The following is a 24,015-nucleotide window of genomic DNA, read 5'->3' as shown; positions in this document are numbered from 1 at the left end:
GGCGATGGACACGGGTGAGCGCGTTGGCGGGGAGCACGAGGTGAGCGCGGGCGCCACCGCCTCAGCCACCGGTGGCGAAGCCGGGGAAGAGGGTCATCCCGCCGTCGACGAACAGGGTCGTGCCGACCACGTAGTCCATGAGGTCGGAGGCCAGTACCGTCACCGCGTCGGCGATGTCCTCGGGGACGCCGACCCTGCGGTAGGGGATCAGTTTGAGCAGTTCCGCCTCGGCCTCGGGGGTCTCCCAGGCGCTGCGGTTGATCGGGGTCTTGATGGCACCCGGCGCGACCGCGTTGACCCGGACCCCGTGCGGGCCCAGTTCCTGCGCGAGCGTCTGCATGAGCATCAGGACGCCGCCCTTGGAAGCGGCGTAGTTCAGGTGACCGGACCACGGAATGAGCTGGTGCACGGAGCTCATGCAGACGATCTTTCCGGCGGAGCGGGAGACCTCCGGTACGACACCGCGCCGCAGGAACTCCTTGGTCGCCTCCCTGGCGCACAGGAACTGGCCGGTGAGGTTCACGTCGATGACCTTGTGCCACTGTTCGAGGGTCATCTCCGTGACCGACGCGTCCCGTTGCAGGCCGGCGTTGGCCACCAGGATGTCGATGGTGCCGAACTCCTCCAGCATCCGCGCGAACATCCCGACGACCTGGCCCTCGTCGGACACGTCCGCCTCGTGGGCCAAGGCCCGCACACCGAAGCCCTGGATCTGCCGGACCACGTCCTCGGCGGCCTCCTGCCCGAACACGTAGTTGACGACCACGTCCGCGCCCGCCCGGCCCAGCGCGATCGCGGTGGCCAGTCCGATGCCGGAGTTCGCCCCGGTCACCAGAGCCTTCTGGCCCCGCAGCAGCGGCAGCCCCGCGAGCTGCCCACCGGTGTCCACGCCTGAGGTCACTGCCGTCTCCCATTCGTCGGTGCGCCGTGTTCGGGGACCAACCAGCCGTCGGTCCGCCGGCCGGCCCCGCGCGGGCGCCGGTGCGCCCGGGCCGCGCGGAGGTCCTGTCCGCCGCGGCCGTGTCGACTTCGGGGCCGCAGAGACCCGTTCCGAGGCAATCACCCCCGCCCGGAGTCGGCGAGGGCGGACTAGCCCCGCTCGGCCGTTGGAAGTAGCCGGGTCCCTCCGGCGGAGCAACCGCCCGGCTCCGCTGCCCCGCTGAGCGACCGCACGGCACGACCGTGCCCCCGGGTCGGGGAATCCATCGCGCGGAACAGCACCGGCCCGCGTGCCCGGCGCATCCATCCGGGTGCATTCCGCCGGACCACGTCGCCGCGCGGCCCCGGCGCCCCGGGCCTTCCCCCGAGGATTCCGGCGAGGGCACCCACGTCCTGCCGGATCGATCCAGGAGGAGCCGCATGCCATCACCCGGGGCCGCGCCGACGATCGTGGTGGTCATGGGCGTCTCGGCGTCCGGCAAGAGCACGTTCGGGAAGAAGCTCGCCCAGCGTCTCAACGTGCCCTTCGTGGAGGGGGACGACTTCCACACACCGCGGAACATCGCCAGGATGAGCGCGGGCCGGCCGCTGGACGACACCGACCGTGAACCGTGGCTGCACACGCTCGCGAACTGGATCCGCGACGCGACCCGGTCCCGGCGGAGCGCGGTCGTGTCCTGCTCGGCCCTGAAGGTCACCTACCGGGAGCTGCTCCGCGCGGCCGGGCCCGGCGTGTGGTTCGTGCACCTCGACCTGGAGCGGGAGATCGCCCGACGGCGCATCACACACCGCACCGGCCACTTCATGTCCGAGAATCTGCTCGCATCCCAGTACGACGCCCTCCAGCCGCTGCTCGAAGGCGAACCGGGGCTGACGGTCGACGCGACGGACGACACCGAGACGACCTTGGACCGGGTGCAGACCGCCCTCGCCGCGTTCGAATCCGAACGCGGGGGCACGGCCACCGCCTAGCACCGCAACATACGGGCCCGAGGGACGAAGCGCGGGGGCCGAGAGGCGGGGCCGAAGGACTCGGCAGACGCGCACGGCGCCCCGGAATTGCTCCGGGGCGCTGTTCCGCGGCAGCCGCTTCCCTTGCCGCAGGACACGAACCGGCGGTGCCGGTCGGCGCGGTGGCCGGTGGATACCTGTGTCTCTCCAGGACAGGAGTCACCGACCCGGAACCAGAGTGCCCTGAGATGTGGGTGAGGTGGGTGTGGTTCGTCGCCATGTCACCACCATGTAAGGAACCACACACTCGGGAAGCCGTTCCGGAACCGGCGTGTGACCCGGATCCAAGAAGTGAACCGCGACCCATCGGGGCGACAGGGCGCACCTCGTCGCGATCCCCGCGCGGTCGCGCGGTCGCGCGGCCGGCTGCGGTTCAGCCCACCGGTTACCGGGTCCCGCTTCACCGGCCCCGTGAACACCCTTGCCATGGAGCCGAGTTCAGGTCCCGTTCCCTGAGGTGATATTCAACTCCTCGCGCCCGCAGCCGATTTCGAAGCGTTCTCTGTTTCATATCTTGACGTCTTTGGTGCAGACCTTTAGGTTCACCGATCACCACGACTCCATGAATGCATTCGATGTTCACGGACATGAACCCCCCACCAATTCAGGAGTGTCCCGCATGTCCAGATTCCCCCTGCCCGGATCCGGAAGAGGGTCCGGGCGGCACCGAACGACCAGGCTGCTGACGGTGACCGCGCTCATGGCGACGACGATGTCGGGGCTGACCCTCGCCTCACAGAACGCGGTCGCCCAGAACGACGCGGTCGCGCAGGCAGCCGCGGTGCCGACCGGCTGGGCCACCGTCGTCAACGCGGGCAACGGCAAGTGCGTCGACGCCAAAGCCGCCGGAACGGCGAACGGCACGGTGGTCCAGCAGTACGCCTGCAACAGCAGCCAGGCCCAGCAGTGGCAGTTCGCGGCCACGTCGAACGGGTACTCCCAGGTCGACAACCGGGCCGACGCCACCAAGGCCTGGGACGTCACGAACGTCTCGACCGCGGACAGCGCGCTGGTACAGCTGTGGGCGTACGGCGGCGGCACCAACCAGCAGTGGCAGGCCGTGGCGGAGACCGGCGGCGCCTATCACTTCGTGAACCGCAACAGCGGCAAGTGCCTCGACGTGCCGAGCGCCTCCACCGCCGACAGCGTGCAGCTCCAGCAGTACACCTGCAACGGCACGGCGGCCCAGTCCTTCTATGTCGACGCGGTGGACACCCAACAGCCCCCGGGGACACCGGACCTGGGCCCGAACGTCACCGTCTTCGACCCCTCGACACCGGCCGCGACCGTCCAGAGCAGTCTCGACGCGGCGTTCTCCCAGCAGGAGACCAACCAGTTCGGCACCGCCCGCAAGGCCTTCCTCTTCAAGCCCGGCACCTACAGCGCCAACGCGAACGTCGGCTTCTACACCCAGGTAGCGGGTCTCGGCCTGTCCCCCGACGACGTGAACATCCAGGGCTCGGTGCACGCCGAGGCGGACTGGTTCCAGGGCAACGCGACCCAGAACTTCTGGCGTTCGGCGGAGAACCTGTCGGTGACTCCCACGTCCGGGTCGGACCGCTGGGCGGTCTCGCAGGCGGCGCCGTACCGGCGGATGCATCTGCGCGGCAACCTGGCGCTGGACGACGGCGGCTGGTCGAGCGGCGGCTACATGGCCGACACGAAGATCGACGGCCAGGTCAACTCCGGTTCGCAGCAGCAGTGGCTGTCACGCAACACCGAGTGGTCGAACTGGACCGGCTCCAACTGGAACATGGTGTTCGTCGGCGCGAAGAACGCCCCGGCGAACAGCTTCCCGAGCCCGCCGTACACGACGGTGGACCAGACGCCGGTCTCGCGTGAGAAGCCCTTCCTCTATGTCGACTCGGCGGGCGCCTGGAAGGTGTTCGTACCGTCCGTACGCACCAACTCCAGCGGCACGAGCTGGAGTTCGGGAACTCCGGCCGGCACGTCCCTGCCGCTCTCCGACTTCTTCATCGTGAAGCCGGGCGCGACCGCGGCGCAGCTGAACGACGCGCTGGCCCAGGGCAAGAACCTGCTGGTGACGCCCGGCGTCTACCACCTCGACCAGACGCTCAAGGTCACCAGGGCCGACACGGTGGTGCTGGGCCTCGGTCTCGCCACGCTCGTCCCCGACAACGGCGTCACCGCCATGACGGTGGCCGACGTGGACGGCGTCCAGCTCGCCGGGCTGCTGATCGACGCGGGCACCACCAACTCCGCGCAGCTGCTGGAGATGGGGCCGAGCGGCTCCTCCGCGGACCACAGCGCGGACCCGAGCTCCCTGCACGACGTGTTCTTCCGCATCGGGGGCGCGGGCGTCGGCAAGGCCACCACCAGCCTGACCGTCAACAGCGACGACGTCATCGGCGACCACCTGTGGCTGTGGCGCGCGGACCACGGCAGCGGGGTCGGCTGGACCAGCAACACGGCCGACACCGGTCTGGTCGTGAACGGCGACGACGTGACCATGTACGGCCTGTTCGTCGAGCACTACCAGAAGTACCAGACCATCTGGAACGGCAACGGCGGCCGCACGTACTTCTACCAGAACGAGATGCCGTACGACCCGCCCAACCAGGCGGCCTGGATGAACGGTTCGACGCAGGGCTACGCCGCCTACAAGGTCGCGGCCTCCGTGACGAGCCATCAGGTCTACGGCTTCGGCAGCTACTGCTACTTCAACGTCAACTCCGCCGTCGCCGCCGAGCACGCCATCGAGGCGCCCAGCAACGCGAACGTGCGCTTCAAGGACATGGTGACCGTCTCCCTGGGCGGTACGGGCACCATCCGGCACGTCATCAACGACCGGGGCGGTCCGTCCAACTCCTCGACCAATGTCGCCGACCTCGTCAGCTACCCCTGACCCCTGACACGTACGGGAAGGAGAGTCGGATGCGCATCAGCGAATCCGCTCCGGCGCGCGGTGTCCTGCGGTTCCTCGTCCTGCTGGCGACGCTGCTCGGCCTCGCGGTTCCACCCGCCGCGCACGCCACCACCGCGGCGACCACGGCGGCCCCGTTCAAGGTGCTCGCCCTCTACAACGGCACCTGGGACGCCGCCCACATCAGCTTCGTCCACGAGGCCAACGACTGGTTCCCGAAGCAGGCCGCGGCGAACGGCTTCACCTACACGGCCAGCAACGACTGGGACCTGCTCAGCAACGGAGGAGTGAACGCGTACCAAGTCGTCCTGTTCCTCGACGACCTGCCGCAGACCGCGGCCCAACGCGCCGGTTTCGAGCAGTACATGCGCGGGGGAGGCGGCTGGCTGGGCTTCCATGTCTCGGCCTTCACGACCGACGCGCAGAGCTGGTCGTGGTATCACAACCAGTTCCTCGGCAGCGGCGACTTCAGGTCCAACACCTGGGGGCCGACCACGGCCGTCCTGAAGGTAGAGGACCGGACGCATCCCGCCACCGTGAACCTGCCGGCGACGTTCACGTCGTCGGTCAGCGAGTGGTACAGCTGGTCCAACGACCTGCGGCAGAACCCGGACATCAGGATCCTCGCCTCGATCGACCCGAGCAGCTTCCCGCTCGGCACGGACCCCGACCAGACCTGGACCAGCGGCTACTACCCGATCCTGTGGACCAACACGAAGTACCGGATGCTGTACGCGAACTTCGGTCACAACGCGATGGACTACGCGACGAACACCACCCTTTCGTCGACGTTCGCGAGCGCGACGCAGAACCGGTTCCTGCTGGACGGTCTCAAGTGGCTCGGCGGGGCGGACACACCGGTGCCACCGGCGGATCCGATCTCCGAGACCACCTGGTATTCACTGGCCAACGCCGGCAACGGCACCTGCGTGGACGCCCGTTCGGCGGGCACGGCGAACGGGACCGCCATCCAGCAGTACGCGTGCAACGGCACCCAGGCGCAGCAGTTCCAGTTCCGTTCGACGGACAGCGGCTACACGCGGATCACGCTCCGCCCGAATCCGCAGCAGGTCATCGATGTCACCGACCGCTCGACGGCCGACAACGCGCCGTTGCAGCTCTGGAGTTGGTCGAGCGGCCAGAACCAGCAGTGGCAGCCGGTGAGGGAGAGCACCGGGCGCTATCACTTCATCGCCCGGCACAGCGGCAAGTGCCTGAGCGCGGCGGGTTCCGCGGCGAACAGCGTGCAGCTCACCCAGCGCGCCTGTGACGGCTCGGCCGCGCAGGGCTTCGCGCTCACGGCGCAACCCTGACCGGTCCGCGCCATGCCCGCGAGGGCGCCCCTGTCGCGTACGCGGCGGGGGCACCCTTTTACCCTCGGCGGGGTGCGGGGCCACGCGCGCTCCGGCGCCGCCCGGCGTCACACCCTCCGCCACCGGGCCATCGCGAAGGAGAACAGCCCGAACAGGACCAGGCCCGCGGCGACGCAGGCCAGCAGCCACGGGCCCATCGGGGTTCCGGCGAAGGACCGCAGGGTGCCGTCCATGCCCTTGGCCTGGTCGGGTTCGTAGTCCACGGCGGCCCGGACCGCGAAGGCGCCCGCCGCGGCGAACACCACGCCGCGCGCGGCCCCGCCGCCCACACCCGCCGTGTCGACCGCCCTGCGGACCCGTCGCGACATCTCGCCGAGTTTCAGATGCTTCCGGTACTTGCGCATGACGGCCCGTACGAGGATCCAGACGCCCGCCACGACAAGGCCCGCGCCGGCGACGCCGACGATCCACTGGCCACCCGGCATGCCGAGCGCCTTGGCCGTGACATCGCGGGACTGCCGGTCGCCCGCGCCGCTGCCGCGCGCACCGGCGGCGAAGGCCAGCACGGAGTAGGCGACGAACCCGTAGAACACGCACCGCCCGGCCGACATCAGCCGCTTGCCCGCCTCGCCGCCGCCCTGCCCGGCGGCACCGAACACCGCCTCGGACAGCCGCCACAACGCCATGCCGACGAGTCCGGCGCCGAGGGCCCACAGCAGAGCCGCCCCGAACGGCTTCGAGGCGATCTCCTCCAGGGCGCCGCCCCGGTCCGCCTGCCGCCCGCCGCCCTCGCCGAAGGCGATGCGCAGGGCCAGTACGCCGACCAGGGCGTAGATCACCCCTCGCGCGGCCAGTCCCGCGCGGGCCGCCCCTGCCCGTGCCGAGCCGGTCGCCGCGCGGCGGGCGCCGATCTCTCCGCCGCGCGCCGCCGTCCCGGCGTTCACACGGACCGCGTCTCGTGGGCCGTACTCGAATCCAGCCGCAGCTTCATCTGAACCTCCTGGTCACCGGCCTCCGTGCCCAGTTCGTGCACGGTGAAGGCGGCACCGAGGGCCTCCCGCAGACGCTGTGTCGCGCGGGGACCACCCTGTGCCTCCACCGTCGGCTGCCCCGAAAGTTCCCCGACAGGCCCGGCGCCGCCCCGGGGATGACCGGCCGTGTCGAACAGCGCGGTCCACACCGTCGGTCGGCCGCTCGCGGACTCGTGGGGCTCGTCCGCGCCCTCCCGGTCCGCGGTGAAACGTCCGGACAGGACGGCGAGCACACTCTTGGCGTCGGCCGCGGAACAGTCCCCGAGCATCACGTGAACCGTTGACGCGGGCAGTTGTTGCACGCTCATGAAAACCCTCTCCCTCGCGTCGGCATACAGGCACGCGCGCCCGCGAACGAGCACGTCGTGGTGCCTGTGCGGGTACCCCGCGATCGCGCGCGAAACAAGGAACGCGCACCTTGCTTGCGCTCATACCGGCCCAGGTCAGAAAGGTCCGTGAGCTATGTTGAGTTCTCGTGGGACATGAAGGAGGCGCACCGGTGCCATCGCCGCAGCAGGCACGCGCCCAGGCATCCGCGATCACCTCGGGAAAGACGGCCCCCGAGGCGGGCGCCGCGCCCACGTCCCAGCTCAGGGAACTGTTCGACGGCCCCCGGCTCTCGCCGGGCCAGCGGCGGATCGCCCAGTACCTGATCGAGCACATCACCGAGGCCGCGTTCCTGTCGATCACCGACCTCGCCGAGCGGGTGGGCGTGAGCCAGCCCTCCGTGACCCGCTTCGCGGCGGCGGTCGGGTTCAGCGGTTACCCCGCCTTGCGGGAGAGCCTGCAGTCCATCGCGCTCAGCACCCTCGGCAGCACACCGGGGACGCCGGCCGAGGTCACGAGCAACGAGCTCCAGGCCGCGGTGGACGCCGAGATCGAGAACCTGGAGAACCTGCGGCGGGACTTCGCCGATCCCGACCAGATCATCCGCGTCGGCCGCGCCCTGTCGGAATCGGCCCCCCTGACGGTTCTCGGACTGCGGATCTCCGTCTCGCTGGCCGAGTACTTCGCGTACGCCGCCCGCCGTATCCACCCGGACGTCCGGGTGGTGACGCGCGGCGGCTCGGTCGCGTACGACGCGCTGCTCCAGTCGCGCGAGGCGGGCGGCACCTGGGTCCTGGCCTTCGGGATGCCCCGGCACGCCCAGGAGACGCTCACGGCCATGCGGGTCGCGCGCAGCGCGGGCCTCCGGGTGGCCCTGATCACCGACCTCGGGCTCGGCCCGCTGGCCGACGAGGCCGACATCACCTTCGCCACCGGTACGGGCTCCCGCCTCGTCTTCGACTCCTACGCGGCGCCCGTGGTCCTGTCCGCGGCGCTGCTCCAGGCCATGACCGACGCCGATCCGGAGCGCACGCAGGCCCGCCTCGAGGAGTACGAGCAGGTCGCCGAGCAGCACCAGTTCTTCCTGCGGGACTGACCCCGGCACCCGCACGAGGACGGTCGCGGGCACCGCGCGAGGACGGCCGCCCGAGGGCGCGCACCGCCTCCCCCACAGGTCCGCCTCGCAACACAGGCCCGCCTCCCCGCACAGGTCCGCCTCGCGGCACGGGTCCGCCTCGCGGCACGGGTCCGCCGCTCCACACCCGTCGCCGCTCCACTCGGGGCCCTCGCCGTCAGGGGTCCCTCGCCGCACGGACCGTCTCGCCGCAGGGGTCGCCTCGCCGAGCGGACGGCATCCCGGCACAGCCGCCTCACAGCCCGAGCCCCCTCGCGGCGCCCCCCGAGCCGCTCTCCCGTACCGGCTGTCACCACGGCATCACGGGATCATTCACATCAAAGCGCGCATGAATGTTTTCATGTCCTTGCGCTTCCGGCGGCATATATAAATACTTCTTTCGGATCGCGACCCGGATGCCTCCAGGTCACGACCCATGACCACCCGGGGCCCTCCGCTCCTACCCGCATCGGGTCCCGGGTGTTCGAGCGGGTCTCGCCTGCGAGACCCGTGGTGGCGGCCCCGGTACCCCTATTCCGGGGCCGCCCCAGAGTCCCCCGCCGACGTAACCCGGAAGCGATGAACAACATGGCCCTGACGTATTCACCGATCACCTCGGACTGGCCGTGCCAGGTCAAGACCCCCGGCAGCTTCGACTGGGAGCGATCGGCGGTGAAATGGCTGCGCGAGCTGGTGCCGAGCCGCTACGCGAGCTACCCCGTCCTGCACAAGCACCCCGTCCTGCTCGCCCGCCACGCGCACCTCCAGGTGCAGCAGGAGATACGGGTCGCCCGGACGGCACTGCAGACCGCGCGCTCCGAGCTGCCCGGCCTCGGCCTGCAGGAGGGGGTCATCGAGCACACCATCAAGCTGTACGCCGCCGAGCTCATGCAGCTCCAGCACATCGCCCGGAGCATCCGTTCGGTGTCCCAGGCGCTGGTGGACCACGCCCACCCGCGACACTGAGGTCCGGGCCCTGCCGCGGCCCGGCGGGACGAGACCGAGGAGACAGCGTGGACACGGCTGGGCAGCAGACCGACGGCACCCGTGGAAGCGGCGCTTCCGCGCCTGTCGCACCTCTCGACGTGCGATGGATCCACGGCTCGCCCTCGGCCAAGCACAACACGGATCCCGACATCCAGGTCCACGCCTACGACGAGCACACCGTGATCCTTCGCCAGAACATGGCGATCGACTACGAAGCGCCCTTCATGTTCCTGCTGTTCGGGACCGCGCGGGCCGTGCTGATCGACACCGGCGCCACGGCCTCGGCCGACCTCTTCCCGCTGCGGCGCGTCGTCGACGAGCTGATGGAGTCGTGGCTGGCCGGGCATCCCCGGGACGACTACGGGCTGCTCGTGCTGCACACCCATCCGCACGGCGACCACGTCGCGGGGGACGGCCAGTTCGCCGGCCGCCTCGGCACCGAGGTCGTGGACGCGGCGCTGGGCACCGCCTGGGACTTCTTCGGGTTCCGTGACGATCCCGACACCGTCGCCCGGGTCGATCTCGGCGGCCGGGTGCTGGAGTGCATGGCCACACCGGGACACCACGAGGCCTCGGTGACGTTCTTCGACCCCTGGACCGGGTTCCTGCTCACGGGCGACACGGTCTATCCGGGGCGCCTGTACGTCGAGGACTGGCCGGCCTTCACCCGCACCGTCGAGCGTCTGATCGACTTCTGCGGGCGGCGCCCGGTCACCCATGTGCTCGGCTGCCACATCGAGATGACCCGGGAGCCGGGGCGTGACTACCCCGTGCGCACCACCTATCAGCCCGACGAGCCCGCGCTGCAGATGACCACGGATCAGCTGCGGGACATCCGCCGGGCCATCAGGTCCGTCGGCACACGACCCGGCCGGCATGTCTTCGACGACTTCGTCATCTGCCGCGACGACACACCCGGCGCGGGCTAGCGGACCCATTCGGATCACCCCTGCCGCGTAGGCCCTCCCGGCCCGGAACGCGCGCACGGACGGCCCACCCGGGGCGGTAGCCTGGGCGCGAGCGGGCACACGGAGGGAAGCACAGGGAAGTACACCCCGACGAGATCTCTGGACGGACGCATGGATTCGACCTCATGGACCCTGGTCCTCGTCATCGTCGCGGTCCTCGCGGCCGCCGCGCTCGCGGCGGCGCTGGTGCTCCTGCTGCGCCTCGTACGCACCCGCCGTGATCTGCGGCGGGCCGGACTGCCGACCGGACCCCGCTGGGTGTTCTGGGGTGCCGTCATCTATCTGGTGCTGCCGACCGACCTGCTGCCCGACCCGGTCTACCTGGACGACATCGGCGTCATGCTGCTCGCCCTGCGCTCGATGCGCGCCGCCGCGCCCCCCGTGTCATCCCTCCGGCCGCCCGCCGACCCCGGCGGCCTGCGCGCCATGCCAGGACCGCGCCCGGTACCGCGCAAGTCGCGGGAACCCTAGGGCACGGGTGGTCCGTTGAGCGGTCGACGGCCCGTGCTCCGCGCCGGACGGCGCTGCGGGCACGGATCACCACATCGACGGGCGGCGGCATGAGCGAGCTGGTTCCCGGGGCCAACACGCCCCTGCCGGACGGGGTCCTGACCCTCAGGGTGCCGGGCCCCTTCGACGTGTCCGCGCTGATCACCGACGACGGCGGCAAGGTGCGCGGCGACGGCGACTTCGTGTTCTACAACCAGCCGGCCGCGCCCGGCGCCCGTCTCGACGGCGACCGGCTCACCATCGATCCGGCGCGGCTGAGGCCCGGAGCGGCCCGCGTCACCGTCGTCGTCAGCCCCGCCGACCCCGCGACTCCGCTGGGCCGGCTGCCCTCCCCCACCGTGCAGGTCACCGCATCGGACGGCCGGGCGCTCGCCCGGTTCACCCCGCCCCGGCCCGAGCGGGAGACCGTGCTGCTCCTCGCCGAGCTGTACCGGCGCGGCACGGCCTGGAAACTCCGTGCTCTCGGACAGGGGTACGCGGACGGACTGGCGGGCGTCGCGCGGGATTTCGGGGTCGATGTCACCGACGACACCGCGCCTCCGGGGCCGACGGCGGGCGCGGCGCGGGGATCGGCACCGGGTGGCCGTCTCCTGCCGGGGCGGGGCCCGGAGCCGGGAGCCGGTCGGGGCCCCGGGCGGGTCTCCGCGCCCGGGACCGGACAAGCCTCCGCACCCCGAGCCGGGCGGGTCTCCGCGCCCAGGGCCGGGCAGACCTCCGCGCCGGGCGCCGGGCGCCTCGTCACGGCGGGGGGCAGAGCCGTGGGGGCGGCAGGCGGCGGGCCCGACCCGGACGGATTCCTGGGGCCGGTGAACTCCGCCCGCGCCGCCGCGGGTTCGTCGCCCGTCCGCCTCGACGCCCGGCTGACGGACGCGGCACGCGGCCATGCCGCCGCCATGGCGGCCCGCGGCCTGCTCGGTTCGCAGAGCCCGGACGGCACCTCCGTGTACCAGCGCGTCATCTCGGCCGGTTACCCGTACCTGACCATCGGCGAGCATCTGGTCTCCGGCCCGCGCACCCCGCAGGAGTTCGTCGAGTACTGCCTCTCCCGCGAGGAGTCGCGGCGTACGCTGTGCGATCCGGCCTTCGACCAGGCGGGACTGGCGTGCGTCCCCGACGCCCGCACGGGCGACCTGTACTGGACGGCGCTGTGGGCCCGGCCGTTCAGCCCGGCAGGCCTGGAGCGGACGGCGCACGAGGTGATCGCGCTCACCAACGCCGAGCGGGCCTCGGCCGGCCTGCCGCCCCTTCACGCCGACGCGACGCTCACCACCGCGGCCCAGGCCCACAGCGCCGACATGGTGGCCCGCGACTTCTACGCGCACACCTCCCCCGACGGCGGCCAACCCTGGGACCGGGCCGCCGCCGCGGGCTGCACCCGGCGCTCCATCGGCGAGAACATCGCCTGCGGGCAGCGGTCCCCCGCAGAGGTGGTTCTCGGCTGGATGAACAGTCCCGGTCATCGCGCCAACATCCTCAAGCGCGACTTCACCCACATAGGCATCGGCCTCGCCGGCGGCAGCCGGGCCGGCACGTACTGGACCCAGCTCTTCAGCGGCTGACCCTGCGTCAGCCCCCGACCTCCACCGTCGCGCCGCGCCTCTGACCGGGCACCCGTCCGAGCGGGTGCCTGTCCGGACAGGCACCGATCCCGGAGCCTCACCCTGCAGAGCGTCTTTCCGCCAATTCGCCGATTCCCCTTCGCCGTTTCCGCTGCATCCCCGGGCAATGCGACCCGCGCGCCCCTTCAGCGCGTACAGATGGTGCCGACGCCCGCGTCCGCGGGGCGGTTCGGGCCGGGACGTCGAACCGGCAGACGGCATTCGGGAGAAGATCAGATGGTCTCAGCGACGGTGGGTACGGGCACGGCACTCGGCGCGGTTGTGGCGTCCCTGCTGGCAGCCCCGGCACAGGCCGTGACGCCCACGGGCACGAACCGGGCCGGCGTCGAACGGGTCGCGGTAGCCGCCGCGGCCCCCGACGACGCGGGCCTGCGCGCGATCCTGCGCACGGCGCGCGGCCAGGGAGCACCCGGCGCGATGGCGAGAATCGACGACAACGGCACGGTGCACAGCCTCGTCGAGGGGGTCGACGACCGGGCCACCGGACGCACCATCAGCACGAACGACCGGTTCCGCGTCGGCAGCGTCACCAAGACCTTCTCCGCCGTGGTGCTGCTCCAACTCGTCGACGAGGGCAAGCTGAAGCTCGACAAGTCGGTCAACAGCTATCTGCCGGGCCTGCTCCCCGACAACAGGATCACCGTGCGGCACGTACTGAGCCATCGCAGTGGTCTGTACGACTACACCAACGACATGTTCGCCCGGACGGTCCCCGGCTTCGAAGCGGTCCGCAACAAGGTGTTCAGCTACCGCGACCTGGTGAAGCTGTCGCTGAAGAAGCCGCGGACCAACGCGCCGGGGGCCGCCTACTCGTATTCGAACACCAACTTCGTCGTGGCCGGCCTGCTGATCGAGAAGCTGACCGGGCACGCCGTCGGCACCGAGTACCAGAAGCGCATCTTCACCCCGCTGAACCTCACGAACACGTTCTACGTCCATCCCCGCACCGCCGTCCCGGGCCGCCACGCCCACGGCTACCTCACGCCCGACACGGCGGGAGCGGCTCTGGTGGACTCCACGGAGCAGACCGCCTCGTGGGCCCAGAGCGCGGGCGCCATCATCTCCACAGCGCACGACCTCGACGCCTTCTTCTCGGCGCTGCTGCGCGGCAAGCTCGTGTCCGCCGCCCAGCTCACCCAGATGACGAAGTGGACGCGGGTCAACAGCAACACGTCCTACGGCCTCGGACTGCGCCGCCGCGATCTGTCGTGCGGGATCTCCGTGTACGGGCACACCGGCACCGTGCAGGGCTACTACACGTACGCCTTCACCACGAAGGACGGCAAGCGCAGTCTCACCGCGCTGGCCAACACCTCGAACAACACCACCGTGCTCAACACGATGTACCGCACCCTGGAGCCCGCGTTCTGCGGCAAACCGGCGACCAGGGCCGCCGCCCGGACCGCCGCACCCGACGCGGCGCCCCTGGAGCGGCACGAGGACATCGCGCCCGCCATCGTCCGCGACTGACGCGCCGACGGCCCCGCGCCGCGTCTCACCCCCGAGGATTCGGCCGCCGGTGCCGCGGCTGGTCCGGGGCGGGGCGCAGCCGCGGCGCCGGGATGGGCAGGGTGTGCGGCTTGTCGGCGTCGACGGTGAAGGGTTCCCGGTAGTGGTGGATCTCCAGGGGGCCGCCGCCCGCGAGTGTGTACGTGGCGACGTCCTGCCCGATCTCCACGCGCAGCCGGCGGCCGAGGACCTCCAGGGAGAAGGCGAGACGGCTGAAGCGTTCCGGCAGCCGGGGCGCGAACTCCAGGGTGCCCCCGTGGTGGCGCAGCCCGCCGAAGCCCGCGACCAGGGCCATCCAGGTCCCGGCGAGCGAGGCGATGTGCAGTCCGTCGCGGGTGTTGTGCTCCAGGTCCTCCAGATCCATGAGCGCGGCTTCGACCAAGTAGTCGTAGGCGAGGCCCGGATGACCGGTCTCGGCGGCGATCACGGCCTGGCAGCAGGCCGACAGGGAGGAGTCCCGGACGGTGAGGGGTTCGTAGTAGGCGAAGTTGCGGGCCTTGTGCTCCGCGTCGAAGAAGGGGCTGCACTTGTACAGGGCGAGCACCAGGTCCGCCTGTTTGACGACCTGTTTGCGGTAGATGTCGAAGTAGGGGAAGTGCAGCATCAGCGGGTACTGGTCGGAGCGGGTGGCGGCGAAGTCCCAGCGCTGGTATCGGGTGAAACCGGCGTTCTGCTCGTGGACGCCGAGTTCGTGGTTGTAGGGGATGTGCATGGCGTCAGCGGCGTCGCGCCAGGCCGCGCTCTCCTCCTCGTCGACGCCGAGTTCCGCGGCCCGCCGGGGATGCCGCTCGACGGCGTCGGCGGCGGCCATCAGGTTCGCGCGGGCCATCAGGTTGGTGTACGTGTTGTCGTCGGCGACGGCGCTGTACTCGTCGGGCCCCGTCACCCCGTCGATGTGGAACTTCCCCTGGTGGTCGTGGTGCCCCAGGGAACGCCACAGCCGTGCCGTCTCGGTCAGCAGCTCGACCCCGGTGTCGCGTTCGAAGCGCTTGTCGCCCGTGGCGGCGGTGTAGCGGATGACGGCGTCGGCGATGTCGGCGTTCACATGGAACGCGGCGGTGCCGGCCGGCCAGTAGGCCGAGCCCTCCGACCCGGCTATGGTCCGCCAGGGGAACGCCGCTCCCCGCAGCCCGAGTTGGGCCGCCCGCTCCCGTGCGGCCGGAAGGGTGTTCTGGCGCCAGCGCAGCGCCTCGGCGACGGCACCGGGCGAGGTGTAGGTGAGCAGCGGCAGGACGAAGGTCTCGGTGTCCCAGAAGGCGTGGCCGTCGTATCCGGAACCGGTCAGGCCCTTGGCGGGGATGGCGCGCTGTTCGGCGCGGGCGCCGGCCTGGAGCACATGGAAGAGGGCGAAGCGGACTGCCTGCTGGATCTCCTCGTCGCCTCCTATCTCGACATCGGCGCGGGCCCAGAAGTCGTCGAGATAGCCGCGCTGTTCGTCGACGAGCTGCTGCCAGCCGCCGTGCCGGGCGGCGGCGAGCGCCGCGTCCACCTGGTCGCTCAGAGCGGGCAGGGAACGGTTGCCCGACCAGCCGTAGGAGACGAGTTTCTCCAGGCGCAGTGTCTGGCCGGGCTCCAGCACGGAGGTCACCGTGAGGCGGGCGACGTCGTCGCTGCTCTCGCTGGTCATGGTGGTCCGGTCGGGTCCCCTGACCGCGTGGTCTGCGGCGGCGGCGACCCGCAGGCCGCTGTGCCGGGTGCGGTGCACGAGCCGCAGGCGGGGTCCCGCCGCGAAGTGCTCCTCGGCCTCCAGCGGCGATTCCAGGGCGATCGCCGCCCGGGGATCGGCCGTGCGGCCGGGCAGTTGCTCGTTGGCGACCAGCTCCGACTGGACGACGACCCGGGTCCGGCCGTCCACGGGTTCCACCTCGTAGGTGACGGCCGCGATCGCCCGCTGGGTGAAGGACACGAGCCGGGTGGAGCGCACCCGTACCGTGGAGCCCGCCGGTGAGGTCCACTCGCACGTGCGGGTGAGCAGCCCGGTGCGCAGGTCGAGGACGCGCTCGTGGGAGCGCAGTCGTCCGTAGCGCAGGTCGAACGGTTCGTCGTCCACGAGCAGCCGGACGATCTTGCCGTTGGTGACGTTGATGACCGTCTGCCCGGACTCCGGATAGCCGTAGCCCGCCTCCGCGTAGGGCAGCGGATGGACTTCGTGGACGCCGCCCAGATAGGAACCGGGCAGGCCGTGGGGTTCGCCCTCGTCGAGGTTGCCGCGCCAGCCGACATGGCCGTTGGCGAGGGCGAACACGGACTCGCTCTGCGGCAGCAGTCCGAGGTGCAGCTCGCTCTCGCGCAGCGCCCAGGGCTCCACGCCGTACGACGAGTGAGTGATCACGCGCGCTCCCCCAGTTCGGCCAGATCGCGTACGACGAGGTCGGCGCCGTGCGCACGCAGGGCGGCGCCCTGGCCGACCCGGTCCACGCCGACGACGTACCCGAAGTGGCCCGAGCGGCCCGCGTCCATGCCGGCGAGCGCGTCCTCGAAGACGGCCGCCTCGGACGGCCCGACGCCGAGGTCCTTCGCGGCGGCCAGGAAGGTGTCGGGGCGCGGCTTGCCCGGCAGCCGGCGTTCGGCGGCGACGACACCGTCGATGCGTACGTCGAAGAGGGACTCCGCTCCCACCGAGCGCAGGACGTCCCGGCAGTTGGCGCTGGAGGAGACGACGGCGGTCCGCAGGCCGTGCGCCCGGACGGCCTCGATATAGCGCAGCGTGCCGTCGTACGCCTCGACCCCGTCCGTGCGGATCATGTCGAGGAGCAGCTTGTTCTTGCGGTTGCCCAGGCCGTGGACGGTGGCGCGGTCCGGTGGGTCGTCGGGGGTTCCTTCGGGGAGTTCGATGCCGCGCGAGGCGAGGAAGGTGCGGACACCGTCGGCGCGGGGCAGTCCGTCGACGTACGCGGCGTAGTCGTCGGCGTCGTCGAAGGGTTGGAATCCGTCGCCGTCGCGTCCGCGCAGGAAGTCGTCGAAGGTCCGCTTCCAGGCGGCCGCGTGGACCACGGCGGTCTTGGTGATGACCCCGTCGAGGTCGAAGAGGCAGGCCAGGATCTGTTTCGGCAGGCCGAGCTCAGTCATAGGAGCAGTCTTCCCCCCGGAACCGTCTCCAGCGGGTGGCGCGCGCCACAACACCGGGCGACGGGTTCAGTCGTGCGGCCGTCGCCGCCTCCGGGACAGGACTTCCCCTGTGCCCCGCGTCGTCGATACTGGGGGCATGGAAATCGCTGTCCCCGAGCTCCGGTCCTGGCTCGTATGACGGAGGCCGGTCCGACCTTCGACGACTTGGTGGAGCGGGCCGCCGCGCTCGTACGTCCCGGCCGGCGCGCCCTTCTCGGTATCGCCGGCAGCCCCGGGTCGGGAAAGACGACGCTTGCCGAGCGACTGGTCCGGCGGCTCGACGAGGACGGGGCCTTCCACGTCGCGCATGTGCCGATGGACGGGTTCCATCTCGCGGACGCCGAGCTGGACCGGCTGGGGCGGCGTGACCGGAAGGGCGCTCCGGACACGTTCGACGCGGCGGGGTACGCGGCGCTGCTGCGCAGGCTGCGTGAGGACGGGGAGGATCTCGTCTACGCGCCCGGCTTCGAGCGGGTCCTCGAACAGCCTCTGGCGGGTGCCCTTCCGGTTCCCCGGGCCGCGCGTCTGATCGTGACCGAGGGGAACTACCTGCTGCTGCGCGAGGACGCGTGGGCGCGGGCCCGCGCGCAGCTCGACGAGGTGTGGTTCTGCGAGCTCGACGAGTCCGACCGCGTCCGGCGGCTGGTCGCACGTCACGAGGAGTTCGGCAAGGATCACGACACGGCGGTGGCGTGGGTGCTCGGAACGGATCAGCGCAACGCCGAGCTGGTCGCCGCGACCCGGGACCGCGCCGACCTCGTCGTCGGGCCGGCGGTGGTCGGGACGGCCGCCGTCGGAGAAGCCGCCACCGGATGAGCGGTCGCCGCCGGAGGAGCAGTCACCGGAGGCACAGTCGCAGTCGCAGTCGCAGTCGCAGGAGAAACGGTCGCCGGAGAGCGATCAGCCGAGAAGCGGCCGTCGAGGCAGAAGTCGCCGGGGAGACGGTCATCGGGCAGGCGGTCGGCGAGGCCGGATCTCCAGTTCGGGTTCCCCGTGGTCATCGCCCGCGGGATCGCCGATCAGCGCGGTGAACGCCTCGGTGCTGACGGTCGGTCGGGCCGACGTGCCCGCGAGCATGGGGGTGTACGGGCCGCCGGGTCCGTACCGGACGGCGAAGACGTGCAGGCCCTCCGGGGCGCCGGGCGCGGGGTCCGCCTCGAGTGCCGTGGAGGAGACGAGCCGGCGCCAGCCCTCGTCCGGGTTGCCGTAGACACGCGGATCGGCTGCGAGCGCGAAGGCCGCCTGTTCCTGGGTGGTCTCCGACCGGGCGTCGAAGTGGTCGACGCCCTCGGCCGGGGGGTGGGTCAGGCGCAGGCCGCCGGCGGACATCACCTCGGCCTCGGCGGTTCTGCGGACCCGCTCGCCGTCGTCCGCGGCGTACGGCAGCCCGGCGAGCAGGTAGGGACTGCCGGGGAGGCGTTCCACGGCGACCGTCAGCCACAGGCTGATGCCGTCGGTGACGTACAGGGACCGGACGTGGCGCAGGACATGGTCGCGGCCGACTACGGGCTTGGTGACCAGCTTGCCGGTCAGCGGGCCTGCGCGCAGGTCACGGACGCGGACCTGGCCCAGGGGACGGCAGTACAGAAAGCCGTCGACGACCGGGCCGAAGCCGTGCTGCCGGTTCACCGCGGCGGGCAGGAAGTAGGTGCCGACGGCCTCGACCAGGGCGGGCGTCATCCGGTCGTCGAAGGCCACCGAGACGCGGCCCGACCGGAGTTGGTGCCGCAGCGGCTCCTTCGAGGGGAGCCGGTGCCAGCGTGTGCCGTCCTGGATCTGCCAGACCAGCATGAACGCGAAGTGGCCGTCGACGCCGCCGTCGGGATGGACCGCGTGCCGCCCCCAGCGGGTGTCGCCTCGGTAGCGGCCGAGGTCGGCGCCGACGCGCCGGCCGAAGTAGCGCAGGCCGAGGACGGCCTCGAAGCCGCAGTGCTGCTCGCTGTACCGGGGACCTCCGACGTCGAACCCGCCGACGGTCAGCCGCGCGTCGATGTACCGGGCGAGCGCCTCCCCGTCCTCGGCGAAGACGGCCTCGCCGCTGACCCGGTGGGCCTGGGCGAGAAAGGACAGGGAGATGGGCCCGTAGTTGTTGTCGTACGCCCCACCGTGCTCGGGAGGCAGCAGCGCGCCCCTGTCACGCACGCGTCGGGCGCGGATCTCCTCCAGATAGAGCCGCATGGCGCACGTACGGACCAACGCGGCCTCGGGAGTGGGGAGTTGCCGGGCGAGCATGAGTCCGCCGACGACACAGCCGATCGCCTGGTTGCCGGCCTCCTGCGGGTTGAAGAAGGTCGTCTCGGTCAGCCGGCGCCAGTAACCGTGGGCCGACTCGAGCAGTTCGCGGCGCTGTTCACCGTCGAGGATGCCGTGCCCGGCGTCCAGGACGTTCACGGCCTGGAGCAGCGCCCACACGGTGCTGGGCCAGTCACCGAGGGGGTGTGCGCCCGCCTCCAGTGCGTAACGGGCGTACGGTTCGCCGGAGTTGCGGCGGCGCAGGTTCGGGTAGCCGGGGTTGTCCTCGGTGTAGACGCGCTCGCGCAGGTGGAAGGCGAGGCTGCTGCGCACGGCCTCCGGCAGGCGGGGGTCCTTCGTGCGCTGCCAGGCGAGGGCCAGCAGGGAGGTGATCCCGAGCGAGGTGTCGCCGATGTCGACCCCGGCGGCGGGGTGTTCGAGGTTCCCCTCGGGGGTGAGGCGGGCGAGGGCCTCCTCGGTGACGGCGGCGAGGACGGCGTCGTACGCGGCCGGGTCGTCGGGCAGGCTGTGCAACGGGCCGCGCTGGTAGGGAAGACGCACAGCGGATCAGCCCCTCGTGCCGGAGGTCGTCACGTCCTTCGCCAGGGTCGCGCGGGGGTCGGGTGGGCGGATGAGCGCGAGCGGGAACGGGTGTGTCGGCCCGGCGAACATCACGGTGCCGAGAGATGGGGGGCCGGGGCGGGGGGAGCGACCGTCACCGCGCCTGCCCGCCCCGGCCGTCTCAGGGGGCCGCCGTCCTGGATTCCAGGTCGGCCCGTGTGTCGTTGCCGTAGACGCCGGACTCGTCGCCCCGGATGCCGTACCAGAGCTGGAAGCGGGCGACGGCCGCGGTGAGCGCGGCGTCGTAGGTGCCGCTGGTGCTGCCGTGGTCGTACACGTCCGGGATGTGGAGCAGGCGTTGCTGAAGGGCCGCCACCTCGGGGCCGCTGTCGCCCTCCCGGAGGGTTCCGGCGCCGTCCGGATCGGTGGCCCCCGAGGCGTCCCGGCCGGCCGGTGTCGCCGAGGGCTTCACTCCGGCTCCCGCCGGGGACGCGTCGTCCCGGCCGGCGCCCGGCAGCAGGAGGGCGAGGGCGAAGCCGATCAGGGCCGCCGCCACGACGGCGACCGTGATCGCGGCGCGGCGCAGGCCCGCACCGCGCCCGATGCCGTGGGCGCCTCCGGACCTCGTTCCGTTCGCGCGTCCGCTTGCCGCGGCGGGTCCGTCGGCTCCGTCCGCCCGCGGCGCGTCAGCCGTGTAGTCCTCCCCCGCCGGGACCGGGGGCAGTTCCTCGGTCTCGTCCTCCTCAGGAGCGGGCAGGAGTCGTATCGCGGCCGGGGGCGCGGCGATCGACTCGTATTCCTCGTCCGCGTCCGCCATCCCCTCCTTCTCGCGCACCTGCCGCAGCAGCTCCGCCAGGGACTCCGAGCGGCGGCGGCGCTCGATGTGAGTGGGTTCGATCACTGAGCGCCCGGTGGACTTCCCGCGTTCGGGCCGTGTCGACACACTGCTCTCCTTCCGTGCACGCGGTCTCCCGCCGTCCCTGTGCAGTGATACGGGAGCGCGGGCCCGTACGTTCAGCGCTCCTGGGCACCTCGATGATCACCGCCGGACCGGGCTGCCCGCCGTGGCGTCCCCGGCGTCGACAGGGTGAACTCGACTGTCATCGGGCAACGTTGAGCCCCCGGGGTCGCCTACGCCTTCAGACGGACACCGGGATTCGCCGGCCATGGCCTTTGCATGAAGCCGAGTTGGCGGAAGGTTGACCAAATCCCTGGAGATCGCTGACGGACGCGTCTATAGGGTCGGCCGCATGCCCCCACAACCCCCGAGAACACCGGCGTTGCCGGTCCTCCCTTATCGGAAGCCCACCCGCGACCGGGACTACTGGGTCTTCGACAACGTACTGCCCGACGCGGATGCCGTACGGGCCCGGTGCGTCGGCACGGACGACTGGGTCAAGGGCCATCCGTACACCTCGGAGAGCTGGCCCGGGCTGCGGACGATGCCCGGGCTGACGCCGGATGAATTGACGCGCGTAGAGCGGCTGGTGAAGAAGGCCACCGGCGCGCAGAAGCTGTGGCAGCAGTCGACTCCGTCGGGCGCCACGCTCAACCACAACTGCGTCCAGGTCGTCGGCAAGGACGAGGGCGAACCCCGCCCCCACACGGACTCCCGCGCCCTGTGCCGTTACGCCGCGGTGCTCTATCTGAACCCGAACGTCCCCAAGGACTGCGGAACGAGCTTCTTCCGGCAGAGCCTGCCCGGCGGCCGGCTCGGCGGCAACGTCGTCGTCGCACCGCACAACAACCTGGTCGAGGCCCTCGGCACGCGCTTCGTCCCGCCGGACTCCTTCGTCGAGGACATCCGCGTCCCGCACCGCTACAACCGGCTGCTCCTCTACAACGCCAACCTGATGCACAGCGCCACCGACTACTGCGGGACCACGATGGAGGACAAACGGATGACCGCCGTCTTCTTCTGGATGGCGTGATCCGGACCGGCCGCCCGGCCGGATCCCAGCGTCGGACGCGGCCCCGGACCATGGAGTCCGGGGCCGTTCTTCTTGTCCCCGGCCGGGGCGGACCGGTGGAACGCCTTCCGTTTCGAGGCGAAAACGGGACATTCCCAGGCTGCGGAGGGATTACATCTCCCCCAAGTCCTGGTGGCCGGGAGGTGTGCTCGTCATGATGGGCGCATGACCTTGGCCTCCAGAGCCATGACACGACTGGCCAATTGGCCGGATCTCGCCGAGTCCCTGCCCAGTTGCGGCACGGGGCGCGCACTGTGCGCGGCGCAGTGCGAGATCGTCCACTTCCATTCGGACCACGATGTCGACCTGCACCTCACCGACCGGGCCATCCGGCGCTTCGAGGACCACCTCAAGACGTCCACGGCCGTCCGCATGGTGCCCAGCTCCCGCTGGGTGACCATCCATCTCGAAGTCGACTCGGACATCGACCTCCTGCTGACCCTGGTGAGCGTCGCCCTGCAGGCCCATCTGAACGGGCACATGACGGGCGACGACATCTTTTCGGCGAACTGCAACGACCGCTGACCGTCCGGGGCGAGATCCGGCAGGCGCGCGGACGGCGAGCGCCGGGGCTCTCCCAGGGGGCAGCGGCGGGCGACGGCGCGGTGCGTCAGAAGCGCGTACCCGTCGCGCGTCGGCGGCGGGTGGCCACGGTGATCGCGGCACCGGCCGCGTGGACGGTCACGGCCGCGCCGGCGATCGGCAGAGTGCCGCCGCCTCCGGTCCCGGCGAGACCGCCGGACGGGGTCGGCCCGCCACCGTTCGGCGAGGGAGCGGCGGACGCGCCCGACTCCGGGGCGGTGGACGTCCCGGGAGCCGGAGTGGCCGCACCCGCCCCCTGCCCGGGGGCGAACGCGCCGCCGTTTCCGCCCCAGCCGTCACCGCGCAGCTTGTCACTCGCCGAAGCGGTCGTGGTGACCACGCGGAGAGCGAACGCCACCACGCCCGTCCCACGTGGGCCACAGCTCGACCGCATATTCGACCACCGTCCGGGACCGTCAAACTTCACCCCGCGCCGAAGGTGATCACACAGGAGTCGTTCAGAGGGCACTCAGTTCCCTGCCCGGAGCGCACCGAGTGCCATCGTCTCGGCTTCGATGCTAGTTTCCGACCATGAACGAGGCACCGGGACGCCGCGATCCCGCCGACGCGACCACCGTCAAACCGCCGATGCGGGACGCCCTGGTGGGAGCCGCCTTCCAGCTCTTCCTGGAGCGCGGCTACGAGGAGACGACGGTCGACGACATCGTGGCGCTCGCCGGCGTCGGCCGCCGTTCGTTCTTCCGCTACTTCCCCTCCAAGGAGGACGTGGTCTTCCCCGACCACGAGCGCTGCCTGGCCGACATGACGGCGTTCCTGAGCGAGGAGACCGACACGGACGACCCGGTGCGGAGCGTCTGCGACGCCGCCCGGGTCGTGCTGCGCATGTACGCGGAGAACCCGACGTTCTCCGTCCAGCGCTACCGCCTCACCAAGAAGGTCCCGGGCCTGCGCGCGTACGAGCTCTCGGTCGTCTGGCGTTACGAGCGCGCCCTCGCCGAGTATCTGCGCGGGCGCTCCGGCGGGGCACGGTCGGACGCCCTGCGCGCCGACGTGATCGCCGCGGCGGTGGTCGCCGCGCACAACAACGCCCTGCGCTCCTGGCTGCGTTCCGACGGAACGCGGGATGCCGAGGCGGCGGTCGACGAGGCGCTCGGGTACGTGCAGAACACCTTCGGCTCCCCGCCCGGCACGCCGGCGCACGAGGAGCCGGAGGACGTGGTGGTCGTCGTCTCGCGGCGCGGAGCGCCCATGTGGCGTGTGGTCCAGGAGATCGAGTCCACGCTCGGGAAGGACTGAGCTCGAACCGGAGGCAGCACCTCCCGCACATCTGAGGGTACGCAGTGCCTTTACGCGTGACACTGAGTGCCATAACCTGTGGCCGTGCACGAC

General features: G+C 71.4%; 21 protein-coding genes. 13 read left to right on the top strand and 8 right to left on the bottom strand.

Going from position 1 to position 24,015, the window contains the following annotated elements:
* Nucleotides 1–61: 61 nt before the first annotated feature.
* The gene (locus tag ACIQRL_RS26250; RefSeq protein ID WP_401335862.1) at nucleotides 62–901 is read right to left on the bottom strand and encodes an SDR family oxidoreductase; all 840 of its coding nucleotides are present in this window, start codon (nucleotides 899–901) and stop codon (nucleotides 62–64) included.
* Nucleotides 902–1,359: 458 nt separating this feature from the next.
* Here ACIQRL_RS26250 and ACIQRL_RS26245 point away from each other — a divergent pair, with 458 nt between their 5' ends.
* The 3 genes from ACIQRL_RS26245 to ACIQRL_RS26235 all read left to right on the top strand — a co-directional run bounded on the left by ACIQRL_RS26245 (nucleotide 1,360) and on the right by ACIQRL_RS26235 (nucleotide 6,147).
* Complete coding sequence (locus ACIQRL_RS26245; protein WP_401335859.1) at nucleotides 1,360–1,911, top strand: gluconokinase; 552 nt, start codon at nucleotides 1,360–1,362, stop codon at nucleotides 1,909–1,911.
* A 739-nt stretch (nucleotides 1,912–2,650) separates the two neighbouring features.
* Nucleotides 2,651–4,816, top strand: coding sequence for an RICIN domain-containing protein (locus ACIQRL_RS26240; RefSeq protein ID WP_401336458.1), 2,166 nt, complete (start codon nucleotides 2,651–2,653; stop codon nucleotides 4,814–4,816).
* Nucleotides 4,817–4,845: 29 nt separating this feature from the next.
* Nucleotides 4,846–6,147: a ThuA domain-containing protein gene (locus ACIQRL_RS26235; RefSeq protein ID WP_401335857.1), complete on the top strand. Its 1,302-nt coding sequence runs from the start codon at nucleotides 4,846–4,848 to the stop codon at nucleotides 6,145–6,147.
* Nucleotides 6,148–6,254: 107 nt separating this feature from the next.
* On the opposite strand, the gene ACIQRL_RS26230 is transcribed toward ACIQRL_RS26235, so the two are convergent.
* Both ACIQRL_RS26230 and ACIQRL_RS26225 read right to left on the bottom strand, forming a co-directional pair.
* Nucleotides 6,255–7,091, bottom strand: coding sequence for a DUF1206 domain-containing protein (locus ACIQRL_RS26230; protein WP_401335854.1), 837 nt, complete (start codon nucleotides 7,089–7,091; stop codon nucleotides 6,255–6,257).
* Nucleotides 7,088–7,486, bottom strand: coding sequence for a hypothetical protein (locus ACIQRL_RS26225; protein WP_401335852.1), 399 nt, complete (start codon nucleotides 7,484–7,486; stop codon nucleotides 7,088–7,090). The genes ACIQRL_RS26230 and ACIQRL_RS26225 overlap by 4 nt, the downstream gene beginning before the upstream one ends.
* Before the next feature lie 191 nt (nucleotides 7,487–7,677).
* On the opposite strand from ACIQRL_RS26225, the gene ACIQRL_RS26220 reads away from it, so the two are divergent.
* From ACIQRL_RS26220 to ACIQRL_RS26195, 6 genes are all read left to right on the top strand, one after another.
* Nucleotides 7,678–8,601 (top strand): MurR/RpiR family transcriptional regulator, encoded by a 924-nt coding sequence (locus tag ACIQRL_RS26220; RefSeq protein ID WP_401335850.1) that lies wholly within the window; start codon nucleotides 7,678–7,680, stop codon nucleotides 8,599–8,601.
* A gap of 606 nt (nucleotides 8,602–9,207) precedes the next feature.
* On the top strand, nucleotides 9,208–9,585 hold the full coding sequence (locus ACIQRL_RS26215) for a hypothetical protein (protein ID WP_401336456.1): 378 nt from the start codon (nucleotides 9,208–9,210) through the stop codon (nucleotides 9,583–9,585).
* A 47-nt stretch (nucleotides 9,586–9,632) separates the two neighbouring features.
* Nucleotides 9,633–10,535, top strand: coding sequence for an MBL fold metallo-hydrolase (locus tag ACIQRL_RS26210; RefSeq protein WP_401335847.1), 903 nt, complete (start codon nucleotides 9,633–9,635; stop codon nucleotides 10,533–10,535).
* Between the two features lie 150 nt (nucleotides 10,536–10,685).
* A complete protein-coding gene (locus ACIQRL_RS26205) occupies nucleotides 10,686–11,045 on the top strand; it encodes a YkvA family protein (protein ID WP_401335844.1) in 360 nt (119 codons plus the stop codon).
* An 89-nt stretch (nucleotides 11,046–11,134) separates the two neighbouring features.
* On the top strand, nucleotides 11,135–12,643 hold the full coding sequence (locus ACIQRL_RS26200; RefSeq protein WP_401335842.1) for a CAP domain-containing protein: 1,509 nt from the start codon (nucleotides 11,135–11,137) through the stop codon (nucleotides 12,641–12,643).
* Between the two features lie 276 nt (nucleotides 12,644–12,919).
* Complete coding sequence (locus ACIQRL_RS26195) at nucleotides 12,920–14,173, top strand: serine hydrolase domain-containing protein (RefSeq protein WP_401335840.1); 1,254 nt, start codon at nucleotides 12,920–12,922, stop codon at nucleotides 14,171–14,173.
* Nucleotides 14,174–14,198: 25 nt separating this feature from the next.
* Here ACIQRL_RS26195 and ACIQRL_RS26190 read toward each other — a convergent pair whose 3' ends face one another.
* Entirely contained in the window at nucleotides 14,199–16,544 is a 2,346-nt protein-coding gene (locus ACIQRL_RS26190; protein ID WP_401335838.1) for a glycoside hydrolase family 65 protein, read from the bottom strand.
* Nucleotides 16,541–17,281 carry an HAD family hydrolase gene (locus ACIQRL_RS26185; RefSeq protein WP_401335836.1) on the bottom strand — a complete coding sequence of 247 codons (741 nt, stop codon included), beginning with the start codon at nucleotides 17,279–17,281 and terminating at the stop codon, nucleotides 16,541–16,543. Before ACIQRL_RS26185 ends, ACIQRL_RS26190 begins: the two co-directional genes overlap by 4 nt.
* A gap of 174 nt (nucleotides 17,282–17,455) precedes the next feature.
* On the opposite strand from ACIQRL_RS26185, the gene ACIQRL_RS26180 reads away from it, so the two are divergent.
* Entirely contained in the window at nucleotides 17,456–18,136 is a 681-nt protein-coding gene (locus ACIQRL_RS26180) for a nucleoside/nucleotide kinase family protein (protein ID WP_401335833.1), read from the top strand.
* Nucleotides 18,137–18,265: 129 nt separating this feature from the next.
* Here ACIQRL_RS26180 and ACIQRL_RS26175 read toward each other — a convergent pair whose 3' ends face one another.
* Together ACIQRL_RS26175 and ACIQRL_RS26170 are read right to left on the bottom strand one after the other, a co-directional pair.
* Complete coding sequence (locus ACIQRL_RS26175) at nucleotides 18,266–20,113, bottom strand: hypothetical protein (RefSeq protein WP_401335831.1); 1,848 nt, start codon at nucleotides 20,111–20,113, stop codon at nucleotides 18,266–18,268.
* Nucleotides 20,114–20,294: 181 nt separating this feature from the next.
* Nucleotides 20,295–21,014: a peptidoglycan-binding protein gene (locus tag ACIQRL_RS26170; protein ID WP_401335828.1), complete on the bottom strand. Its 720-nt coding sequence runs from the start codon at nucleotides 21,012–21,014 to the stop codon at nucleotides 20,295–20,297.
* Between the two features lie 349 nt (nucleotides 21,015–21,363).
* On the opposite strand from ACIQRL_RS26170, the gene ACIQRL_RS26165 reads away from it, so the two are divergent.
* Nucleotides 21,364–22,044: a DUF6445 family protein gene (locus tag ACIQRL_RS26165; protein WP_401335826.1), complete on the top strand. Its 681-nt coding sequence runs from the start codon at nucleotides 21,364–21,366 to the stop codon at nucleotides 22,042–22,044.
* A gap of 204 nt (nucleotides 22,045–22,248) precedes the next feature.
* A complete protein-coding gene (locus tag ACIQRL_RS26160; protein ID WP_401335823.1) occupies nucleotides 22,249–22,608 on the top strand; it encodes a luciferase family protein in 360 nt (119 codons plus the stop codon).
* Nucleotides 22,609–22,693: 85 nt separating this feature from the next.
* Here the strand turns inward: ACIQRL_RS26160 and ACIQRL_RS26155 are convergent, their stop codons facing one another.
* Nucleotides 22,694–23,005 (bottom strand): hypothetical protein, encoded by a 312-nt coding sequence (locus ACIQRL_RS26155; RefSeq protein ID WP_401335820.1) that lies wholly within the window; start codon nucleotides 23,003–23,005, stop codon nucleotides 22,694–22,696.
* A gap of 248 nt (nucleotides 23,006–23,253) precedes the next feature.
* Between ACIQRL_RS26155 and ACIQRL_RS26150 the strand changes: the two genes are divergently transcribed.
* Nucleotides 23,254–23,922, top strand: coding sequence for a TetR family transcriptional regulator (locus ACIQRL_RS26150; protein WP_401336453.1), 669 nt, complete (start codon nucleotides 23,254–23,256; stop codon nucleotides 23,920–23,922).
* Nucleotides 23,923–24,015 lie beyond the last annotated feature (93 nt).

Source organism: Streptomyces sp. NPDC091209 (assembly GCF_044757755.1).
Lineage (GTDB): Bacteria > Actinomycetota > Actinomycetes > Streptomycetales > Streptomycetaceae > Streptomyces.
Note: the sequence above shows the minus strand (reverse complement) of the source record. Positions and strands in the feature narration are given on the sequence as shown.